We start from the raw sequence: 18,040 nt of genomic DNA, 5'->3' as shown, positions 1-18,040 counted from the left end.
TCAGTTCGAAACCCAGCAAAATTGGTTGCAAAGCTAAATATTTTGTCCAATTGGCCGGGCAAAAACTTTCAATTTTTTTTAAATGGTTAGATATTATGCTAAAACGTTACATATCAAGCAATTGATGCTAAATACATATGTCAATTTTATACTATCTGAGCAGCTCAATGCTTCGCTTTCCTTCACAGAAAATTAAGTCCAGAATACTCATATCCGGAAGGAAACCAGTCCTTTCCTGGAAGACCTGGGTATAACGAACGGTGTCTTCATCTACTTCCTTTGGAGAAGGCTGCATGGTATCCCTTGCATCAGTAATATCCTTACCGGCCTCATATATCTTATGATACTCATCCGTAAAGATGACAGGGGTAGTAATACCGATTATCTTATTAGCCCATTCCAGGCACATAAGGTTCCAGTCCAGGAGGTAAGTTACCTCTCTGGTGAAAAGCCTGCCCAGCTCATCCTCATAATATTCAAACCAGGGAGAACGACGGTAAGCAGATACTAGCGTCTTCCAGTGCAGGGCTTGCCACTTTTCATCGTTGCTGATTCTGACATCCTTCATGACAGTTCTCTGGTTCTTTCCGCGGGCCAGGGGAACACTCAACAGTATGCTTCCGTTCGGTCCGGCTATATAACACCGGTTACGAAAACTCACCTTCTGGTAGTGTTCATATCTTTCAATCAATAATATATCATGGTTAATTAAAGTTTTATAAAAGGAAATATTCGGAAAGTATTGTGATTCAATAAGTAGTGTTGTCTTATTTGTCTCAGCTGCCATATCGTCAAAAATTGGTGTTTTTAAGCTAAAAATGTATGTTTCAAGCAGTTGAAAGGTTTATCTTTAATTAACTGACAAACAGACTTAATTTCCTGATAAACAATTCATAGAAAAATTATAAATATGCTATTTTCATTAGCAATGAGGCATTTAAAGTAAATAATTAAATGCACGCAAATTTACTAAACTCTTTAGTAGCTTTTTCAGGCATTTTTATCCTTTTTTGGGCTTAAAGTAAAATATTAAGTTATGGTTTTGAGGCCGTTAAAACTTTCCTAATTCCTTTTTATCCCTTGGCGTTCTATTCAGTTTGCCGTAGGTTTGATAAAAATTTGTCATGAGATTTTTCAGACTGGGTATACTTATTATGACAATCTGGGGCGTAGTTAGTTCATGCGAAAAGGCAAAAGATCTGGAATTTGTCAGGGTTGCAGGAATCAATTTTGACAACCTCGGCTTTTCCAAAAGTGTCGTACGGCTGACCCTGGCTTACTATAATCCGAATAACTTTAAACTGAAACTGAAGGATGCTTCCTTCGATCTTTTCTTTGACGATACCCCAGTCGGACATTCCGTTCAGGATACCATGATCGCCATACCGGCAAGGGATACTTTTTACTTTCCGGTGAAACTGGAGGTGAACATGGATAACGTCTTTAAAAATGCTTTAGGCGCCCTCATGAATAAAGAGGTTACCATTAAGGCAACGGGAAATTGTAAAGTAGGTAAAGGAGGAGTTTATCTGCCGTTCCCGATAAAATGTGAAACAAAACAGCCACTCAAGTTTTTCTGATCATAACCGTGTAAAAACTAAAAAGGCCTCGTTGCGATGCAACCGAGGCCTTTTCGTTAATACGCTTTTCCAATGGGCTTAGTGTTTCTTGTTTTCACCACCACCATCTTCCGGCTTTTTACAGCAGGTAGGTAATTTGGCGTAAGCCTCCTCATTTGCAGTTACATTGTCTGCATCATACCCCGCATTCGCAATTGCCGTCTTCACATTTTCTATATTGGTACGATCACTGAAAAATTTCACGGTCGTAATACCTTTTTTGAAGTCCACTTTAGAGGATTGCACTCCCTCTTCTCTGGAAAGGTATCTTTCTATGCGATTTTTACATTGTTCGCACTGCACTGTCGGGGTGCTTATTTTGGCAGTTACCATGGTGCCTTTCTTTGTCTGGCCCATTGTAATACCAATACCCGCAAATAATAATACCATTACAAGTTTAACGATACGCATAAGTTACTTTTTACGATCCTAATATAGTAAATACTTGTTAACTGAAATATCTTTTGGTAAGAACGGCATCCTATATGGCAGGCGTTGCATTCCATTTATCAGGAGCGCTTCTCCAGGCTTCCAGGGTAGCCTGCTCTTCTGCTGATACCAATCCTTTTTCAACCGCCAGCTCGATCAATGCACTGTAATTGCTCAGGGAATAGAAAGGCACCTTTGCCGCTTCAAATGCTTTTACCGCCACATCAAAACCGTAGTTAAAAACAGAGACCATTCCGATCACTTCCCCACCAGCCGCACGGATAGCATTTACCGCTTCCAGGCTGCTCTTGCCGGTCGAGATCAGGTCTTCCACTACCACTACCGGCTGACCCGGCTGTAATACGCCTTCTATCAGGTTGCCCATGCCATGCTCTTTTGCCTTCGCCCTTACATAGATAAAAGGCAGCTTCAGCTGGTCAGCTACCAGTGCACCCAGAGGAATACCTCCTGTGGCTACGCCGGCCAGTACCGCTGCATCAGCAAATGTTTCAAATACCACATTACACATCTCGGATTTTACATAGTCACGTACATATGGATAGGACAAAATCTTACGATTGTCGCAATAAATAGGCGACTTCCAGCCGGATGCCCATGTAAAAGGTTCTGACGGACGCAACTTTACCGCCTGTATCTGTAGTAGCTTCTCTGCTATCTGTTTTTCGCTGATCTTACTCATATGAAGCAAAAATACTTAATTACGGTTTATTTTTGCCCCATGCAAAAAGATACAGTCATTTATCTCAACGAGCGTCCACTGGTCATTATGGCCACCCACCAGGGTATTCCTGCTAAATATAAAGACGCGACATTATATACAGAACCCGATACCACCACTATAGAGGCGATATTGCAATCGCTTGAAACGGGCAAAATGGAAGCGGCGATCTTTGTCCACCCGGATACTGAGCAGCTGCTCGAAACCATCAAAGGATATTTCCAGGTATTGGTAGCTGCCGGTGGTCTGATCACCAACCTGGAAGAGGAAGTGCTGCTGATGTTCCGCCGTGGGAAGTGGGACCTGCCCAAAGGCAAACAGGATGATGGGGAAAGCCTGGAAAGGGCTGCTGTCAGAGAAGTAGCGGAAGAAACAGGGTTACACACAATCACGCTTGAACATAAGATCGGGGAAACCTTCCATTTTTATACCTGGAAGGAAAAGAAGACCCTGAAACATACTTACTGGTACAAGATGAAGTTTACCGGTACAGAACTGACCGTTCCACAGATAGAAGAAGATATTATTGATATTCAGTGGATCAAACCCGAACATCTATCCAAATACCTCAAATTCTCTTACCAAAATATCATAGACGTATTTGAAAAAGATGGTTACGCTGTCTGATCCCCCAGGGCTTAATGCTATATGCTCATACCGGCATCCGGCATTAAGCCTTTTTATCTCTGATGGCCACTGTTAAACGACTGATACACACCAGTTTATTATCATCATCACAAATACGGATATCCCATACATGGGTGGTTGACCCGATATGCAGCGGCCTGGCGATGGCATGCACATACCCTTCCGTAACGCCTTTTATATGATTGGCATTGATATCCAATCCCACAGCTATCTGTTTCTTATGATCGATAATCAATGAAGAGGCCACACTACCCACTGTCTCCGCAAGGGCTGCAGATGCTCCTCCGTGTAGAAGTCCATATGGCTGCTTGGTCCGCCCGTTTACAGGCATGATCATCCGCAGATAATCGGGCCCGATCTCTGTAAACTCCATACCAAGAAAACTTGCCATGGTATTTGCGCCGGTTTCATTCAATTGGTCCAGGGAAACATCCAGAGAGTGCCAGATCGGTTTCATGGGTGATGACTCATTAAAGGTTTAAAATGGATTCTGCGAACTTACGCTTTCTTTAATTCCCTGAGAATATTTTCAGGCAATAACTGGGAGGCATCTCCGTCATATTTCAGCACGTCCCGTACCAGTGAGGAAGCCAATGTGGAATAACGGGGCGAACAGCTCAGGAAAATAGTTTCAATGCTACTGTCCATCATACGGTTTACATCAGCGATTGCTTTTTCATATTCAAAATCGCCGATACTGCGAATACCCCGTAATATAAACTGAGCGCCAACTTCCTTACAACTCTTAATGGTCAGTCCCTCGTAAGAGATCACTTTCACTTTAGGTGTATGACTGTAAATATCCCGGATCCATTGCATTCTCTGCTCCAGGGAAAACATAGGTGTTTTGGCTGAATTGACTCCTATCCCTACCACTATTTCATCAAAAAGGTCCAGCGAACGGTCTATAACATCAGTATGCCCCAGTGTGATCGGATCGAATGTACCGGGGAATAAACAAATACGTTTCATGCCAGTTTATTTTTTCAGCTCCTCTCTGTTTATAAAGATCGAAAAGATGGTGGTACCATAATTACGCTCTGTACGGTAGTACGCGTAATTTTTATAGTTATTGCGGGGAGTATGTTCCAGCACAAACCATCCTTCGGGCTCCAGCAACTGCCTTTCAAAAATGATCAGTGGCAACTGGTCTATGGTAGTCAGCGCATATGGCGGTCCCGCAAATATAAAATTGAACTTTTCTGTACACTGCTCCAGGTATTTGAACACGTCCATACGCTGCAGCTTCAATGGTACGTCAAGTGTCTTGGCTGTTTTCTTGATGAAATCGGCCATCTCAGGATCTTTCTCCACGATTGTCAGATCCGTTACTCCCCTTGATGCCAGTTCGTAACTGATGCTGCCTGTTCCGCCGAAAATATCCAGGGTTTTCAGTGTAGGAAAGTCCAGGTTATTCTCCAGGATGTTAAACAGCCCACCTTTTGCGATATCGGTTGTTGGCCGGGTATGCGGCATATGTGCCGGCGGCTGGAACCGCAATCCTCCCTTTTCTCCACCGATTATACGCATAATGCCATTGCATAAAGGTTATTGAAATAATAGCCGGGGATCTCTTCCATCTTGGGAATATATCCAAAGCCCGGCAGGCGCGGCATCCATTCCAGCTTGGGAATAAAGCGGCGTAATTCTTCATGGATCTGGGAATCGGAAGTGACCGCCCCTCCCACTTTCACTTTCACCAGCTGCTCATCCAGGCCTGTCTGACGCAGGATGTTCACCAGGTGATATACCACGTCCAGCCCTGTCTGGCTGGTTACGTCCTGTTGTATCAACAGTTTGCCGAACCGGAAGATGGTCAGCGAGAATTTATGCTGCTGAATGTCAACATAGGCCACCCCGTTCAGCTCCAGGAAGTCGCTGTCAAAACGGTATGACTTCAGTAATCCCGTGTTGGCGTGGATCACTTTATCAGTAGAAAATTCTTTTCTCAGGTATCCCATCACATCCTTGTCAACAGCGTAGATATTCACTAGTTGCTGGTCCGTCAGCACGTCTGCCAGCACCAGTTCCTGCGTTTGTTCAGGATAGATGACATGCAGGTAATCTTTCTTTAAGGATGGATTGTAGTGTTGCTCCGGTACCAGTGTGTTGTTGACTCCGTCAAACGCCAACTGTACCAGGTTAAAGTTGGTAAATAACAACTTGTCGGCATCGAATATCTGTTCGATCATCTGCAGGTCTGCTGTGGCTGTCTTCTGCGGCAGGAAGTGGTAAGACTTCAGGGCCAGGAACTTTTTAATGGCCGGATTATATACCACATAACTGAACGTTCCCTTTCCAATAAGCACCAGCAGCTGGCAGGAGGTAAGATCAGTTTCAAGCAGAGAAGTATCATCAGCTGCAAAGGCAGGATGAATATTGTACGTCACAGACATTAGTAATACATTAGATATGGCACAATAATAACCAAAAAACGTGACTTTTGCTGCTATGCAATTTGAAGTAACAACCCGACAGATCATAAAAATAGCTGCTCCTATATGCCTGGCTCTCATTATTCCACAAATAAATCACATGACAAATACCGCTTTCCTGGGACGCCTGGGGGAGTTTGAACTGGCTGCCAATGGCATTGCCGGTATTTATTATCTTGTCATGTACATGGTGGCCTATGGCCTTAATAATGGTTTACAGGTACTGATAGCCCGCCGTGCCGGACAATTAAACACCAAAGGCATCGGGCAGTTATTCTCCAACGGACTGGAACTCGGGCTGTGTTCTTCTTTCTTCGTGATTGCTATTACCTTGTTCCTGGCGCCCTGGTTTTTTGCCCATAGTCTTCATAACCAGCAGATCTATGAGGCAGCGGTGTCTTTCATCCGTATCCGGATATGGGGATTGTCCTTTCTGATGATGCTCAGTATGGCCAATGCCTTTTATATTGGCAGTGGCAACTCTAAAGTATTGGCTGTCACCTCCCTTTGCCAGGAAATGGTCAATATTGGCTTTGATTATGTGCTGATCTTCGGGAAGTTCGGACTCCCCGCCCTGGGACTGAACGGCGCAGCTTTTGCTTCTGTAATTGCAGAAAGTACCGGTATGCTGGTGGCTTACGGTATCCTTTTCGGGAAAGGGTTTCACAAACGTTTCCATCTCTTTGAATATCTCAAACCCTCCTGGCAGATCTTCCGCAGTATCCTGTCCATATCTGCCCCACTGATCGTTCAGTTCCTGTTCAGCATCGGCAGCTGGTTTGTGTTCTTCATTTTTATCGAGCACCTGGGAGAACGGCCGTTGGCCATTTCCAATATGCTGAGGAGCATCTTCGGGTTCTTTGGTGTATTCACCTGGGCACTGAGCGCCACCTGCAACACGCTGGTCAGCAATGTGATCGGTCAGGGGAAAGAGGACCAGGTATTCAGCGCCATCCGCAAGATAGCGACTATCAGCCTGTTATGCGCTTTTATAGTTTGTATACTGGTGAACCTTTTCCCATCCACTATCTTGCAGATCTATACAACAGACAGGGAGCTTATCAGGGAGGCCATTCCCTCTGTGCGGATCATCACCCTGAGCACCCTGTTGATGGCTATTTCGGGCGTATCGCTGAGCGGGGTGACAGGCACGGGCAATACCCGGGTGAACCTGGGTATAGAGTTCGCGGCAGTGATCGGGTACTTGCTGTATTGCAGTATTGTAGTAGAACGCTGGCGCAGCCCCCTGCATATCGCCTGGCTGGCAGATTTCATCTACTGGATCATTATTTTCGGATTGAGCGCCTGGTACCTGAAAAGTGGAAAATGGAAGGCAAAGTCGATCTGATCGACTATTCAAGATCTTCCAGCATCTTTTTACAAGATGATTTGATACCGAGATCGTCCTGGTAGATAGGACGTAAGGTTACTGCTTTGCGTAACACTTCGATGCACTTATCCAGTTCATCGTTCTCTTTATAGGCTTTGGCCAGTTCGAGATAATTAGGCAGAAAGGATGGGTCCATCTTACGACATTTCTCATAATTGGTAATGGCATCCTGTAAGGTGGCCGGGGGCATACCGCCAAACAGCATTTTGGCAGCGGCCTTTTCCAGGGCATTCATATTAGCCACTTCATAATTCCATTTGCCCAATACATGATAGGCCTTGGCATATTTGGGATTGAATTTGATGGCCAGTTCAGCATATCTTTTCACTTCCTTGGAAGCAGCTACTTTCTCTTTTGCCCCTGAAGACAGGGCTATACGACCAATGGCCACTGCCATTACATAGTTGGCGTCTGCATTTTCCGGCGCGAGTTTCAGCGCCTGTTCTGCGTAACTTTTTGCCTCGGTATAGATACGGCTTTTTTCTTCCTTCTCCGTGGCACGGAATCCTTCCCGTGAGCACAGTTCACTCGCGCCTGTCAGGGCGGCGATGTTGTCAGGTTGCACTTTGAGTGCGTCTTTATACATAGAAAGGGCAGCGTCGTCCTTCATTTGTTTTTCCAGTTGCCTGGCCTGTTCAACCATCTCGTCGGCAGTCTGGGCGAAAGATACAGCGGAGACAAGGAATAAAGCAGCAGATGCAAATACCTTAATAAACATAGGGCAGAAATTTACACATATTAAAATAACTAAATTTAATGCTTTATTGACACATAATTTATACCGGAAATCCGTGAATCTGTGAAAGAAGGGGCTATTACTATTTAGTAGTTCTTTTCGAGGCTCACCACCGAATTCCGGATGGAAGCACCCATGGGAGGGTTCATTTTACGCAGGGAAACGATAGACTTTTGGATTTCGGGATACTTGTTCTTGATGGCGTCGCTCATATTATATACCACCTGCTCGAGCAATGGCTGGGGAACGGCCATGATCTTCTTTACAATATTGTAAAGACCCTGATAGTTAACTGTTTCGGCGATACTGTCAATATGGTGCGTACCGGGGATGGTCACATACACATCTACAATAAAATCATTTCCGATAATTCTTTCTTCCGGGTATAAACCGTGGAAGGCATGAAAATGTGCTTGTTCTACTCCAATGGTAAGCATACAGATTAAAATTAGAAATCAGGAATGTACGGACTTGGAAAGATCCCGTCTGTTCATTCCTGATCCCTTATGAAGTATTTTGATTATTGATGTTCTAAGGCAGATAAATATCTTTCTGCGTCCAGTGCAGCCATACATCCGCTGCCGGCAGCAGTTACCGCCTGACGGTAGATCTTATCCTGTACGTCGCCGCAGGCGAATACACCCTCCACGTTAGTACGGGAGGTACCCGGTACAGTTATGATATACCCCTGCTCATCCAGATCGAGATAATCCTGGAAGATGCCCGAGTTGGGCTGGTGACCGATAGCTACGAAGAATGCGCTGACAGGAACGGTTGTTTCCTCGTTCTTGACAGTGTTCAGCAGGCGCACGGCTTCTACTTTATTTTCTCCCAGTACTTCCTGTGTTTCTGTATTCCAGTAAACCATGATATTGGAAGTTTTCAGTACACGGTCCTGCATTACCTTAGACGCACGCATTTCGTGGCGGCGTACGATCATATGAACGTTGGTACACATTTTAGACAGGTAGAGCGCTTCTTCGGCGGCAGTATCACCTGCACCTACGATAGCTACTTCTTTACCACGGAAGAAGAATCCGTCGCAAACAGCGCAGGCAGAAACACCGCTACCGTTCAGACGTTGTTCAGAAGGCATTCCCAGCCATTTGGCGGAAGCGCCGGTAGCAATGATCACAGCATCTGCGGTCATTACTTTTGATTCATCGATCGTTACTTTATATGGTTTGCTGCTGAAATCTACGGAAGTTGCCAGGCCGAAACGGATGTCCGCTCCCATACGGGTTGCCTGTTTTTCGAAGTCTACCATCATTTCCGGTCCCTGGATGCCTTCGGGATAACCTGGATAGTTTTCTACTTCTGTTGTGATGGTTAGCTGCCCTCCCGGCTGGATACCCTGGTACAATACCGGTTTAAGATTCGCTCTGGCGGCATATATGGCGGCAGTATAACCTGCCGGTCCGGAACCTATAATCAAGAGATGTACATGTTCCTGTTGGTTAGTTTCCATGCTTACTATGTAATGTTAGAATGATCGTTTATTAATTCCCGTATCCCGAATGCGTACATGACAAGCAAAGATATATGCGGAGTCATGTGGCATGCAAAAATACATATCCCCATAAAATAAAAAACACCGGCTATAAAATATACAGCCGGTGCGTCTATAGGAATGATATAGATCTATGATTTGAATGGCAACTGTGATTGCCTCTCTCTTCGTTTGAAGCCTTCCGGGGATTAACCCAGGTAAGATTTCAGTGCTCCGCTGTAGCGGGCTTTTTGCAGCCTTTTGATGGCGCGTTCTTTGATTTGACGAATTCTTTCTTTTGTAAGATCGTACTTCTGACCAATCTGCTCGATCGTTGCTCCGTTCTCACCATCCAGACCAAAGTATGCATTTACGATTTCCGCTTCACGTGGGCTGAGTGATTTCAGTACACGGCGAATCTCTTCACGCAATGAATCACGCATCACATCATCATCAGTAATATCTCCACCTTCCAGCAGATCACCCATGGCCACATCTTCTGCTTCGTGTACCGGAGCATCGAGTGACATGTGACGGGTATTGCTTTGGAAGATGTTATTGATTTCTGATTCTGACATTTCCAGGATCTCTGCTAACTCCTCAGTAGAAGGCTCTCTTTCATTCTCCTGTTCAAATGCCATATAGGCTTTGTTAGCTTTATTGTAAGTGCCGATTTTATTCTGCGGCAGACGAACCAGACGGCCCTGTTCTGCTAAAGCCTGTAGTATGGATTGACGAATCCACCAAACAGCATAAGAAATGAATTTGAACCCTTTCGTTTCATCGAATCTCTGCGCAGCCTTGATCAAGCCTAGATTGCCCTCGTTAATGAGGTCGCTGAGGCTAAGCCCCTGGTGCTGATATTGCTTTGCTACTGATACTACGAAACGAAGGTTTCCTGTAGTTAAACGTTCAAGAGCCTTTTGGTCACCCATCTTAATGCGCTGCGCCAAAACGGTCTCTTCCTCAGGTGTTAACAAAGGGATCTTTGAAATCTCCTGCAGGTATTTTTCTACCGCCTGCGAATCACGGTTTGTGATCTGGGTGGCAATTTTAAGTTGCCTCATATTGAAAGTTTATTAGTTTATAAATTGAATAACATCAAAAGATTTATTTTGTTGAGATATTTTAAATAATTATCTTACAACCTATTCCACTCTCTCAATATTATCGTTTTAACAAATTAGCCTGCAAAGATCGTGCTAATACCCCACACTGCCAAATACTTCTTAGGCTTTCTTTCCGTATAACAAAGTACTCCATATAAACGATATTTAATAGCCCTTTATTAGGTATTTTTACGGCTTTAGTTAAATTTTAACAATTGAAAAGTAATCTACTTCAAATTAGTAACTTCACTAATTTATTGTTCAATACATTGCAAATTCTTCAATGATGATTATCGATTTCAGGAGTGATACATTCACCCGGCCCACCCCCGGTATGCTCCGGGCTATGTCTGCTGCTTCTACCGGTGATGATGTATACGGGGAAGATCCAAGTGTAAACCAACTCGAAGCCACTATGGCAGCCTATTTCGGCAAAGAAGCAGCCTTATACTGCCCTTCAGGCACCATGAGTAATCAGATAGCCATTAAAGTACATACCCAGCCTGGCGATGAGGTTATCTGCAGCGATCTTGCTCATGTCTATATATACGAAGGCGGTGGTATCGCATTCAATGCCGGCGCCCAGGTACGCGCACTCGAAGGCGACCGCGGCATGATCACCGCAGCACAGGTAGCCGCCGCCATCAATCCCGATGATGTACACAAAGCCGCTACCAGCCTGGTTTGCCTGGAAAACACCTCTAACCGTGGGGGCGGTTGCTGTTATGATATGGAAGAGATCCACAGGATCAAAAATGTATGCCGCGACAATAACCTCAAACTCCATCTCGACGGCGCCCGCCTATTCAATGCACTGGTTGCAACCGGCGAGAACCCAAAGACTTATGGCGAACTGTTTGACAGTATTTCCGTATGCCTGAATAAAGGAATGGGCTGCCCCATGGGCTCCGTGTTACTGGGAAGCGCTGCCTTTATCAAGTCTGCCAGAAGGATCAGGAAAAAGTTAGGTGGCGGTTTACGTCAGGCTGGCTATATGGCAGCTACCGGACTTTATGCCATGGAACATCACATTGCCAGATTGGCAGAAGATCATCATAGCGCTAAACAGATTGCCAAATATCTCCTGCAGAAGACCTTCGTTGGACATATGCTGCCGGTAGAAACCAATATCCTCATCTTCGATGTACAGGACGGCTGGAGTCCAAAACGCTTTGCCGACTACCTGAAAAAAGAAGGTATTCTCGTAACACCGATCTCTGAAACACAGGTGAGAATGGTAACCCACCTGGATATCACCCCCGAGATGGTAGAAAAGACCTGTGCTGCTATTTCCCAGATGGAATAACAATAAGCGGATATCGTTCTAATCGGTTATTCTCTTATTTTTGCACACTTATATAAATGACATATCGCTAGCATGGAACTTTCAAAAAATTATACGCCTGCTGCTGTTGAAGGCAAATGGTACCAGCATTGGATGGACAAAGGTTATTTCCGTAGCAAACCGGACAACCGTCCCCCCTTTACCATTGTGATCCCTCCACCTAACGTCACCGGTGTGCTGCACATGGGCCATACCCTGAACGAAACCGTGCAGGATATCCTCGTGCGCCGTGCCCGTATGAGTGGCTATAATACCTGCTGGGTACCCGGCTCCGACCATGCTTCCATCGCTACTGAGGCCAAAGTGGTGAATATGCTCAAAACCGAAAAAGGTATTGAGAAATCACAGCTTACCCGTGAAGAGTTCCTCAAATATGCTTTTGAGTGGAAAGAGAAGTATGGTGGCATCATTTATAGCCAGATCAAGAAGTTAGGCTGCTCTTGCGACTGGGACAGGGTAACCTTTACTATGGATGATCATTATTATCAGGCAGTTATAAAGGTATTCGTTGACCTGTACAATAAAGGAAAGATCTATCGTGGCGCCCGTATGATCAACTGGGACCCGAAGGCTAAAACAGCCCTCAGCGATGAAGAAGTACAGTACAAAGACCTGCAGGGTAAATTGTACCATGTGCAGTATGCTATTACTGACTCAGAAGATCATCTGACGGGTGAATACATCACCATCGCTACACAACGTCCTGAAACCATCATGGGAGATACCGCCATCTGCGTAAATCCTGATGATGAACGTTATAAACACCTGGTAGGTCATTATGCCATTGTGCCACTGGTGAACCGCAGAGTGCCTGTCATCTTCGATACTTATGTAGATAAGGAATTCGGTACAGGCGCCTTGAAAGTAACACCTGCGCACGACATTAATGACTATAACCTGGGTCTGAAACATAACCTGGAAGTGGTAGATACCCTCAATGATGATGGTACCCTCAGCCCTGCTGCCGGTGTATTCATTGGCGAAGACCGCTTCAAGGCCCGTAAACTGGTTATAGCTGCTCTCCAGGAACAGGGTTTGCTGGTAAAAGAACAGGAATATACTACCCGTCTTGGTTACAGCGAACGCAACCCGGATACAGTAGTGGAGCCCCGTATCAGTACCCAGTGGTTCGTGAAGATGGCTGAACTGGCCAAACCAGCCCTGGATGCTGTGGTAAGTGGTGATGTAAACATACACCCCGGCGATCGCTTCCTGGCTACCTACAAATACTGGATGGAGAATGTGAAAGACTGGTGTATTTCCCGCCAGCTCTGGTGGGGACAGCAGATCCCGGCCTTCTACGCTCCGGATGGTACTTTTGAAGTAGCGCAGAACGTGGACGCCGCTATTGCACAGTTTAAAGCAAAAGGTGCTAATTACACGGCTGCCGACCTCCGTCAGGATGAAGACTGTCTAGATACCTGGTTCTCCTCCTGGCTGTGGCCGATGGAAGTATTCAATGGTATTTCCCAGCCCGGTAATGAAGACATTAACTACTACTACCCTACCAATGTACTGGTAACCGGACAGGATATCATATTCTTCTGGGTGGCCCGTATGATCATGGCAGGTTTGGAATATAAACAGGTAAAGCCTTTCAGTGATGTATACTTTACCGGAATGGTAAGGGATAAGCAAGGCCGTAAAATGAGTAAGCAGCTGGGGAACTCACCAGACCTGCTGGAACTGATCGACAAGTTTGGTGCTGATGCCGTTCGTTGTGGCATCATGATCTCCTCTCCTGCCGGTAATGACCTGCTGTTTGACGAATCCAGCTGTGAACAGGGAAGTAAGTTCTGTAACAAGATCTGGAACGCCCTGAAACTGGTGAAAATGTGGGAAAGCAATCAGGCAGCGAACACCAATGCTACTATCGATCATTTCGCGATACAGTGGTTCGAAAGCAGACTGAATGAAGTACAACAAGAGGTAGCAGAACTGTTCAAGGATTTCAAACTGAGCGAAGCCTTGAAAACCATCTACAGCCTGATCTGGGATGATTTCTGTAGCTGGTACCTGGAATGGGTGAAACCTGGTTTCGAACAGCCTTGTGATGCTGCCATCTATACTAAAACTGTTTATTTCTTCGAACAGCTGATGCAGCTGCTGCACCCTTTCATGCCGTTTGTGTCAGAAGAGATCTACCAGCAACTGCGTGAGCGCAGCGAAGGTGATGACCTGGTGATAAAACAGTACACCGCTCCTGCTGCTTCAGATGCCAACATCCTGGTACAGGGCAATTTGCTGAAAGAAGTGATCAGCAGCATCCGTGACTCCCGTAATAAGAATCAGATCAAACCGAAAGACGAAATAGTCCTGCATATCGATACATTGCAGGAAGCCACTTTCAAACAGATCGAAAGCATGCTGGGCAAACAGGTGAACGCGAAAGCCATCAACTATACCAAAGAACCGGTTGGCGGTTGCATTACCCTGGTGGTGCAAAAAGACAAGTTCTATCTCGAAACAGAAACAGCGCTGAACACTACGGTACAGAAAGAAGATCTGGAGAAAGACCTGGCCCGCCTGCAAGGCTTCCTGGCAGGAGTAGATAAAAAGCTGAGCAACGAAAAGTTTGTTCAGAATGCCAAGCCAGAAGTGCTTGAATTAGAGCGGAGAAAGAAAGAAGATGCGGAGGCCAAGATAGCAGCCATAACGGAAAGTTTGAAATCATTATAATTTTCAGGATCGCCCGGACGTTAACTATTCCGGGCGATTTTTTTATATCCCTTATTCTACTATGCGTAAATGTTATTTAATATCAGGTATGTTCTTGCTGTTTACCAGTCTTCCTGCACTGGCCCAGACCGGCAAACCTAAAACACCTGCTGCTAAAAAACCAGCTGCTGCTACAACGAAAACCACCACCACAGCACTTCGTTTCAGAAGCACCTGGGGCATTTTCCTGAGCGATTCCCTTCCCCGTCCGGAGATTATGAAACTGCTGGACTCACCACTGGTAGTAAGGGATCAGAAGAATAACAAATATCCTGTGGTATCCTTTGACTTTACTTATGAAAGAAAGGAACCCTACCTCAATGATACTACCGGCAAACCCGGCTTCTATACCGAATTTGTAGGCGACTCTTTTAAAGGGGATAAACTGCCTTCCCTGTGGGTAGAGCGTATCAAAGAAATGCTGGAAAGAAACGAGGTATTCTACTTTGATAATATCATCATCAACTATACAGGCGATAAGCTGTACAGGGCACCTAAATTAAAATTCAACGTTCGCTAATAATTGAACAGCTGCTGTAATGGCAGAATGAACGCAAACCTTTGGGTAGCATTATCCTGCGGATCTTTATCAAAGAGATGGCTGTAACGCACACCGAAGGTGAATGGGATTTCATTGCCTACTTTGGTATCAAAGAACAGTTCCCCGCCGGCAGATTTATACTGTGTATTTACCTTAGAGATAAAATTATAAGCCCTGCTGTAATCGTAGAACACGTTACCACGGATCCGCATGAAATACAGCAACTGCGCAAAGCCCCAGTCGGGATATGCGATAGGGAAATGATAGTTCACGCCCAGTTTATAGATATGCTCGTAGAACGGCTCATTGTACCCTCTTGCATAAGCGAAATTATCCGTAAAAGAATAATTCCTGGCCGTATCCCGTTGCTGCCAGGCCGCCTGCAATACAAAGTTATGATTGGCTGACAGGCCAGGCAGGTACAGATCCAACCGTGCAAACAGTTGCTCTGCAAACACCGTTGTCAGCGAGCGGTTGTACTGCAAAGCAATATATTGTCCGAAATGGGAATAGATATTTTGTCTTGCCTTGATGCGCTGGTTATTAAACACCAGCGTATTGCTGATGTATTGTACAGACGGATGGATAAAGCGGAAATTGCCTTGCGGATATCTTTCCAGGTAATGATACAGGGAAGACAATGACAGGCTGCGGCTGTACAAGCCGGATGACAGGTTCAGCGGAATATTGAATCCTCCGTGCAGATCCATTTCCTTCCAGTACAAGCGCCCTTTTCCTGCGTAAACATCTGAACGATCGAATGTATATTTTGCGCCTGCCTGCAGGTAAGGGAACCAGGCACCGTAAATGAAATCGCCTGTAAATCCAGAGCTTCCTTCATTACGGTTATACGTATACCCTATTGCGGTAGACGCCGTATTCAGGATATTATCTCCATACAAAGTGACGCTGTAATCAGGATCATCAAACGTGGGTAACCAGCTGTGAAAGTTGAACAGGCGGGTTCCCTTGGCGTATTTCTTTATGTCATATTGCTCTTGTGGTACCTTGTCGAGAATGTTGCCGCCCTCCTGAAAATCAGGCTTCAGCCAGGCGCTGTGGTAATTCCTGGCAGTATCGATCCGCTGCCAGCTATTCTGTGTCAGCGGTGTGGTGTACAAAGCATATCCTTTTGTACCAAAAGCACTGTATATAACCTGCTGTGATTGATTGTCAACAGCAGCATGCACAACACTATTAGGATGAGCTGTCACCTGATAGATCTGCTTGTCAGAGAGTGTAAGGGCATACACATTATCGACATCCCTATACGCAGCTGTGTAGTATACAGTATCATTTCTAACAATCGGAATGCCCAGCACGATATAACTGAAAGGTGTCAGCTCTTCTACTTCTCCTGTAACCAATGACTGACGGATCATAGCCATTTGTCCACGGTCATTGCGGACATTGCTGATCACCGATTGCTCATCCGCAGAAAATTTAGGATAGGTATAATACCAGTTATGCGGATTGGGCAATGTTGATATTACAGCGCCCGTCCGTCCGTCCAGCAACTGCAGGCCGTATTGCTCTGAAGTCAATGTCCTGGCCACAATGATCCGTTTGCCATCTGCACTGATATCAGGCGAGAAATAACGTGTCAGATGTGTCAGTGTGCTGGTATGACCCGTAGCCATATCATAGGTCTTCACCACCGAATAATCTTTCCATGACCAACGGGGATGGAAACGCGCTTCTGTCCATACCAGCCTGCCATTGCGGTAACTGAAGTAGTCGTCGAAGTTCATGCCGGGACGGGTCACCAGTTGTTGATTACCGGTGCTGTCCAGCAGATAGAACCCTGGTACTTTGTTATAAGCATCTTTGTATACGATCCATTCACCCTGCTTCACAGGATAAATATATTTGTAATTAGTAACCGTGTGAGGGGCTTCCAGTAAAGCTTTACCAGGTTTACTTTCCTGTGTGGCGTAAGTATTCCAGAGCGGCTGATACTCCTGCAGCATGGCTTTGTAAAAATCAGTCACATTATGCCCGGTACGTCTTTTCAGGCTTTGGGAGAATGGATAGAATATACCCCGGTAGCGTACTGCATCAGTGGTCACATCTTTCCAGAACGTGCGGCCATAATGTTCACGACCATATACAGACATCAGGTACCCCAGCGGATAATGATTAGGTGTGAAGTCTATATAAGAACCGTTCCTTATTTTCATGTAGCTATAGTTCCTGTGTTCCAGTGACAGGGCCCTGAAGCCGTCAAAGAAAGCAGGTAGCCTACCCCTGCCCTGCGCGCTTAAAGCCGTTTCCATGGTAACGGCATCTCCTTCCCAGAACCAGTTAGGCACTGCTATACTGGTAGCTGCTGCCAGTCCCATTTCTCCCAATACAACGGATACCACTTTGGATACTCCCTGGTTGAAGTTACGATTCTGTAATACGTGCCGGTATTCATGTATCGCCAGCTGGTCTTCCCATTTCAGCGATCCGAGATCGGAGGAGTTGGGTGGCGGTGTGAGATAAAACTCTGAACGGAAAGGACCGAGTTGTACATAACCGTTGGATTCCAATGTCTGGTTCTGTAGTACGATGCTGACTTTTTTATTTCTGTCCCCGATAGAATATCGGGTATATCGATCTATATAATGCACGAGATCTGCCACTCTCCGGCCTTGTTTTTCCAGTCCTTCCGGGAATATGATACGTGCAGTATCGTTATTGATCTGGCGCCATTTTAAAGAAGGAGGATTGCCTCCGAATGTTTGTGCCAAAGCAGTAAAGGGGAATACTAATAAGAGTAGGCACGTGAAAGTTCTCATAATCAATTGGAGGTATAATCAAACAAGATACGTAAATAATGCAGAACGCTGCATGCAAA

General features: G+C 45.4%; 18 protein-coding genes. 6 read left to right on the top strand and 12 right to left on the bottom strand.

Features of this window, described 5'->3' with window-relative positions:
* Nucleotides 1-151: 151 nt before the first annotated feature.
* Nucleotides 152-787 carry a WbqC family protein gene (locus tag CLV42_RS12995; protein WP_106602343.1) on the bottom strand — a complete coding sequence of 212 codons (636 nt, stop codon included), beginning with the start codon at nt 785-787 and terminating at the stop codon, nt 152-154.
* A 337-nt stretch (nt 788-1,124) separates the two neighbouring features.
* On the opposite strand from CLV42_RS12995, the gene CLV42_RS12990 reads away from it, so the two are divergent.
* Nucleotides 1,125-1,580 carry an LEA type 2 family protein gene (locus tag CLV42_RS12990; RefSeq protein ID WP_106602342.1) on the top strand — a complete coding sequence of 152 codons (456 nt, stop codon included), beginning with the start codon at nt 1,125-1,127 and terminating at the stop codon, nt 1,578-1,580.
* 78 nt (nt 1,581-1,658) lie between these two features.
* On the opposite strand, the gene CLV42_RS12985 is transcribed toward CLV42_RS12990, so the two are convergent.
* Complete coding sequence (locus CLV42_RS12985) at nt 1,659-2,030, bottom strand: heavy-metal-associated domain-containing protein (protein WP_106602341.1); 372 nt, start codon at nt 2,028-2,030, stop codon at nt 1,659-1,661.
* A gap of 70 nt (nt 2,031-2,100) precedes the next feature.
* The gene (pyrE, locus tag CLV42_RS12980; RefSeq protein WP_106602340.1) at nt 2,101-2,748 is read right to left on the bottom strand and encodes an orotate phosphoribosyltransferase; all 648 of its coding nucleotides are present in this window, start codon (nt 2,746-2,748) and stop codon (nt 2,101-2,103) included.
* A 39-nt stretch (nt 2,749-2,787) separates the two neighbouring features.
* Here pyrE and CLV42_RS12975 point away from each other — a divergent pair, with 39 nt between their 5' ends.
* Nucleotides 2,788-3,414, top strand: coding sequence for an NUDIX hydrolase (locus tag CLV42_RS12975; RefSeq protein WP_170117493.1), 627 nt, complete (start codon nt 2,788-2,790; stop codon nt 3,412-3,414).
* Between the two features lie 43 nt (nt 3,415-3,457).
* Here CLV42_RS12975 and CLV42_RS12970 read toward each other — a convergent pair whose 3' ends face one another.
* The 4 genes from CLV42_RS12970 to CLV42_RS12955 are packed head-to-tail and all read right to left on the bottom strand — an operon-like array spanning nt 3,458 to nt 5,831.
* The gene (locus CLV42_RS12970) at nt 3,458-3,892 is read right to left on the bottom strand and encodes a hotdog fold thioesterase (protein ID WP_106602338.1); all 435 of its coding nucleotides are present in this window, start codon (nt 3,890-3,892) and stop codon (nt 3,458-3,460) included.
* Between the two features lie 41 nt (nt 3,893-3,933).
* On the bottom strand, nt 3,934-4,407 hold the full coding sequence (coaD, locus tag CLV42_RS12965) for a pantetheine-phosphate adenylyltransferase (protein ID WP_106602337.1): 474 nt from the start codon (nt 4,405-4,407) through the stop codon (nt 3,934-3,936).
* 6 nt (nt 4,408-4,413) lie between these two features.
* Nucleotides 4,414-4,965, bottom strand: a complete 552-nt coding sequence (locus CLV42_RS12960) for an RsmD family RNA methyltransferase (RefSeq protein ID WP_106602336.1) — start codon at nt 4,963-4,965, stop codon at nt 4,414-4,416.
* A complete protein-coding gene (locus CLV42_RS12955; RefSeq protein ID WP_170117492.1) occupies nt 4,956-5,831 on the bottom strand; it encodes a DUF3822 family protein in 876 nt (291 codons plus the stop codon). The genes CLV42_RS12960 and CLV42_RS12955 overlap by 10 nt, the downstream gene beginning before the upstream one ends.
* Before the next feature lie 55 nt (nt 5,832-5,886).
* On the opposite strand from CLV42_RS12955, the gene CLV42_RS12950 reads away from it, so the two are divergent.
* Nucleotides 5,887-7,218, top strand: a complete 1,332-nt coding sequence (locus tag CLV42_RS12950) for an MATE family efflux transporter (RefSeq protein WP_106602334.1) — start codon at nt 5,887-5,889, stop codon at nt 7,216-7,218.
* Between the two features lie 4 nt (nt 7,219-7,222).
* On the opposite strand, the gene CLV42_RS12945 is transcribed toward CLV42_RS12950, so the two are convergent.
* From CLV42_RS12945 to CLV42_RS12930, 4 genes are all read right to left on the bottom strand, one after another.
* Complete coding sequence (locus tag CLV42_RS12945) at nt 7,223-7,978, bottom strand: tetratricopeptide repeat protein (RefSeq protein WP_106602333.1); 756 nt, start codon at nt 7,976-7,978, stop codon at nt 7,223-7,225.
* A gap of 104 nt (nt 7,979-8,082) precedes the next feature.
* Nucleotides 8,083-8,433, bottom strand: coding sequence for a dihydroneopterin aldolase (locus tag CLV42_RS12940; protein WP_106602332.1), 351 nt, complete (start codon nt 8,431-8,433; stop codon nt 8,083-8,085).
* Between the two features lie 83 nt (nt 8,434-8,516).
* Nucleotides 8,517-9,464, bottom strand: coding sequence for a thioredoxin-disulfide reductase (gene trxB, locus CLV42_RS12935; protein ID WP_106602331.1), 948 nt, complete (start codon nt 9,462-9,464; stop codon nt 8,517-8,519).
* Nucleotides 9,465-9,694: 230 nt separating this feature from the next.
* Entirely contained in the window at nt 9,695-10,552 is an 858-nt protein-coding gene (locus CLV42_RS12930) for a sigma-70 family RNA polymerase sigma factor (protein WP_012793808.1), read from the bottom strand.
* A gap of 328 nt (nt 10,553-10,880) precedes the next feature.
* On the opposite strand from CLV42_RS12930, the gene CLV42_RS12925 reads away from it, so the two are divergent.
* From CLV42_RS12925 to CLV42_RS12915, 3 genes are all read left to right on the top strand, one after another.
* On the top strand, nt 10,881-11,900 hold the full coding sequence (locus CLV42_RS12925) for a threonine aldolase family protein (protein ID WP_245901640.1): 1,020 nt from the start codon (nt 10,881-10,883) through the stop codon (nt 11,898-11,900).
* Between the two features lie 72 nt (nt 11,901-11,972).
* Nucleotides 11,973-14,618, top strand: coding sequence for a valine--tRNA ligase (locus CLV42_RS12920; RefSeq protein WP_106602329.1), 2,646 nt, complete (start codon nt 11,973-11,975; stop codon nt 14,616-14,618).
* Nucleotides 14,619-14,706: 88 nt separating this feature from the next.
* Nucleotides 14,707-15,177: a hypothetical protein gene (locus tag CLV42_RS12915; RefSeq protein WP_106602328.1), complete on the top strand. Its 471-nt coding sequence runs from the start codon at nt 14,707-14,709 to the stop codon at nt 15,175-15,177.
* On the opposite strand, the gene CLV42_RS12910 is transcribed toward CLV42_RS12915, so the two are convergent.
* Nucleotides 15,174-17,981, bottom strand: coding sequence for a TolB-like translocation protein (locus CLV42_RS12910; protein WP_146154374.1), 2,808 nt, complete (start codon nt 17,979-17,981; stop codon nt 15,174-15,176). The genes CLV42_RS12915 and CLV42_RS12910 overlap by 4 nt on opposite strands.
* Between the last annotated feature and the right edge of the window lie 59 nt (nt 17,982-18,040).

The sequence above is a fragment of the Chitinophaga ginsengisoli genome, from assembly GCF_003014595.1.
Lineage (GTDB): Bacteria > Bacteroidota > Bacteroidia > Chitinophagales > Chitinophagaceae > Chitinophaga > Chitinophaga ginsengisoli.
This window is presented reverse-complemented; position numbering and strand designations above follow the sequence as displayed.

Coding starts and splice junctions, on each gene's coding strand:
- CLV42_RS12915 (WP_106602328.1), top strand. CDS start 14,707: ATGTTCTTGCTGTTTACCAGTCTTCCTGCACTGGCCCAGACCGGCAAA.
- CLV42_RS12945 (WP_106602333.1), bottom strand. CDS start 7,978: ATGTTTATTAAGGTATTTGCATCTGCTGCTTTATTCCTTGTCTCCGCT.
- CLV42_RS12940 (WP_106602332.1), bottom strand. CDS start 8,433: ATGCTTACCATTGGAGTAGAACAAGCACATTTTCATGCCTTCCACGGT.
- trxB (WP_106602331.1), bottom strand. CDS start 9,464: ATGGAAACTAACCAACAGGAACATGTACATCTCTTGATTATAGGTTCC.
- CLV42_RS12910 (WP_146154374.1), bottom strand. CDS start 17,981: ATGAGAACTTTCACGTGCCTACTCTTATTAGTATTCCCCTTTACTGCT.
- CLV42_RS12995 (WP_106602343.1), bottom strand. CDS start 787: ATGGCAGCTGAGACAAATAAGACAACACTACTTATTGAATCACAATAC.
- coaD (WP_106602337.1), bottom strand. CDS start 4,407: ATGAAACGTATTTGTTTATTCCCCGGTACATTCGATCCGATCACACTG.
- CLV42_RS12920 (WP_106602329.1), top strand. CDS start 11,973: ATGGAACTTTCAAAAAATTATACGCCTGCTGCTGTTGAAGGCAAATGG.
- CLV42_RS12925 (WP_245901640.1), top strand. CDS start 10,881: ATGATTATCGATTTCAGGAGTGATACATTCACCCGGCCCACCCCCGGT.
- CLV42_RS12985 (WP_106602341.1), bottom strand. CDS start 2,030: ATGCGTATCGTTAAACTTGTAATGGTATTATTATTTGCGGGTATTGGT.
- pyrE (WP_106602340.1), bottom strand. CDS start 2,748: ATGAGTAAGATCAGCGAAAAACAGATAGCAGAGAAGCTACTACAGATA.
- CLV42_RS12950 (WP_106602334.1), top strand. CDS start 5,887: ATGCAATTTGAAGTAACAACCCGACAGATCATAAAAATAGCTGCTCCT.
- CLV42_RS12960 (WP_106602336.1), bottom strand. CDS start 4,965: ATGCGTATAATCGGTGGAGAAAAGGGAGGATTGCGGTTCCAGCCGCCG.
- CLV42_RS12975 (WP_170117493.1), top strand. CDS start 2,788: ATGCAAAAAGATACAGTCATTTATCTCAACGAGCGTCCACTGGTCATT.
- CLV42_RS12990 (WP_106602342.1), top strand. CDS start 1,125: ATGAGATTTTTCAGACTGGGTATACTTATTATGACAATCTGGGGCGTA.
- CLV42_RS12970 (WP_106602338.1), bottom strand. CDS start 3,892: ATGAAACCGATCTGGCACTCTCTGGATGTTTCCCTGGACCAATTGAAT.
- CLV42_RS12955 (WP_170117492.1), bottom strand. CDS start 5,831: ATGTCTGTGACGTACAATATTCATCCTGCCTTTGCAGCTGATGATACT.
- CLV42_RS12930 (WP_012793808.1), bottom strand. CDS start 10,552: ATGAGGCAACTTAAAATTGCCACCCAGATCACAAACCGTGATTCGCAG.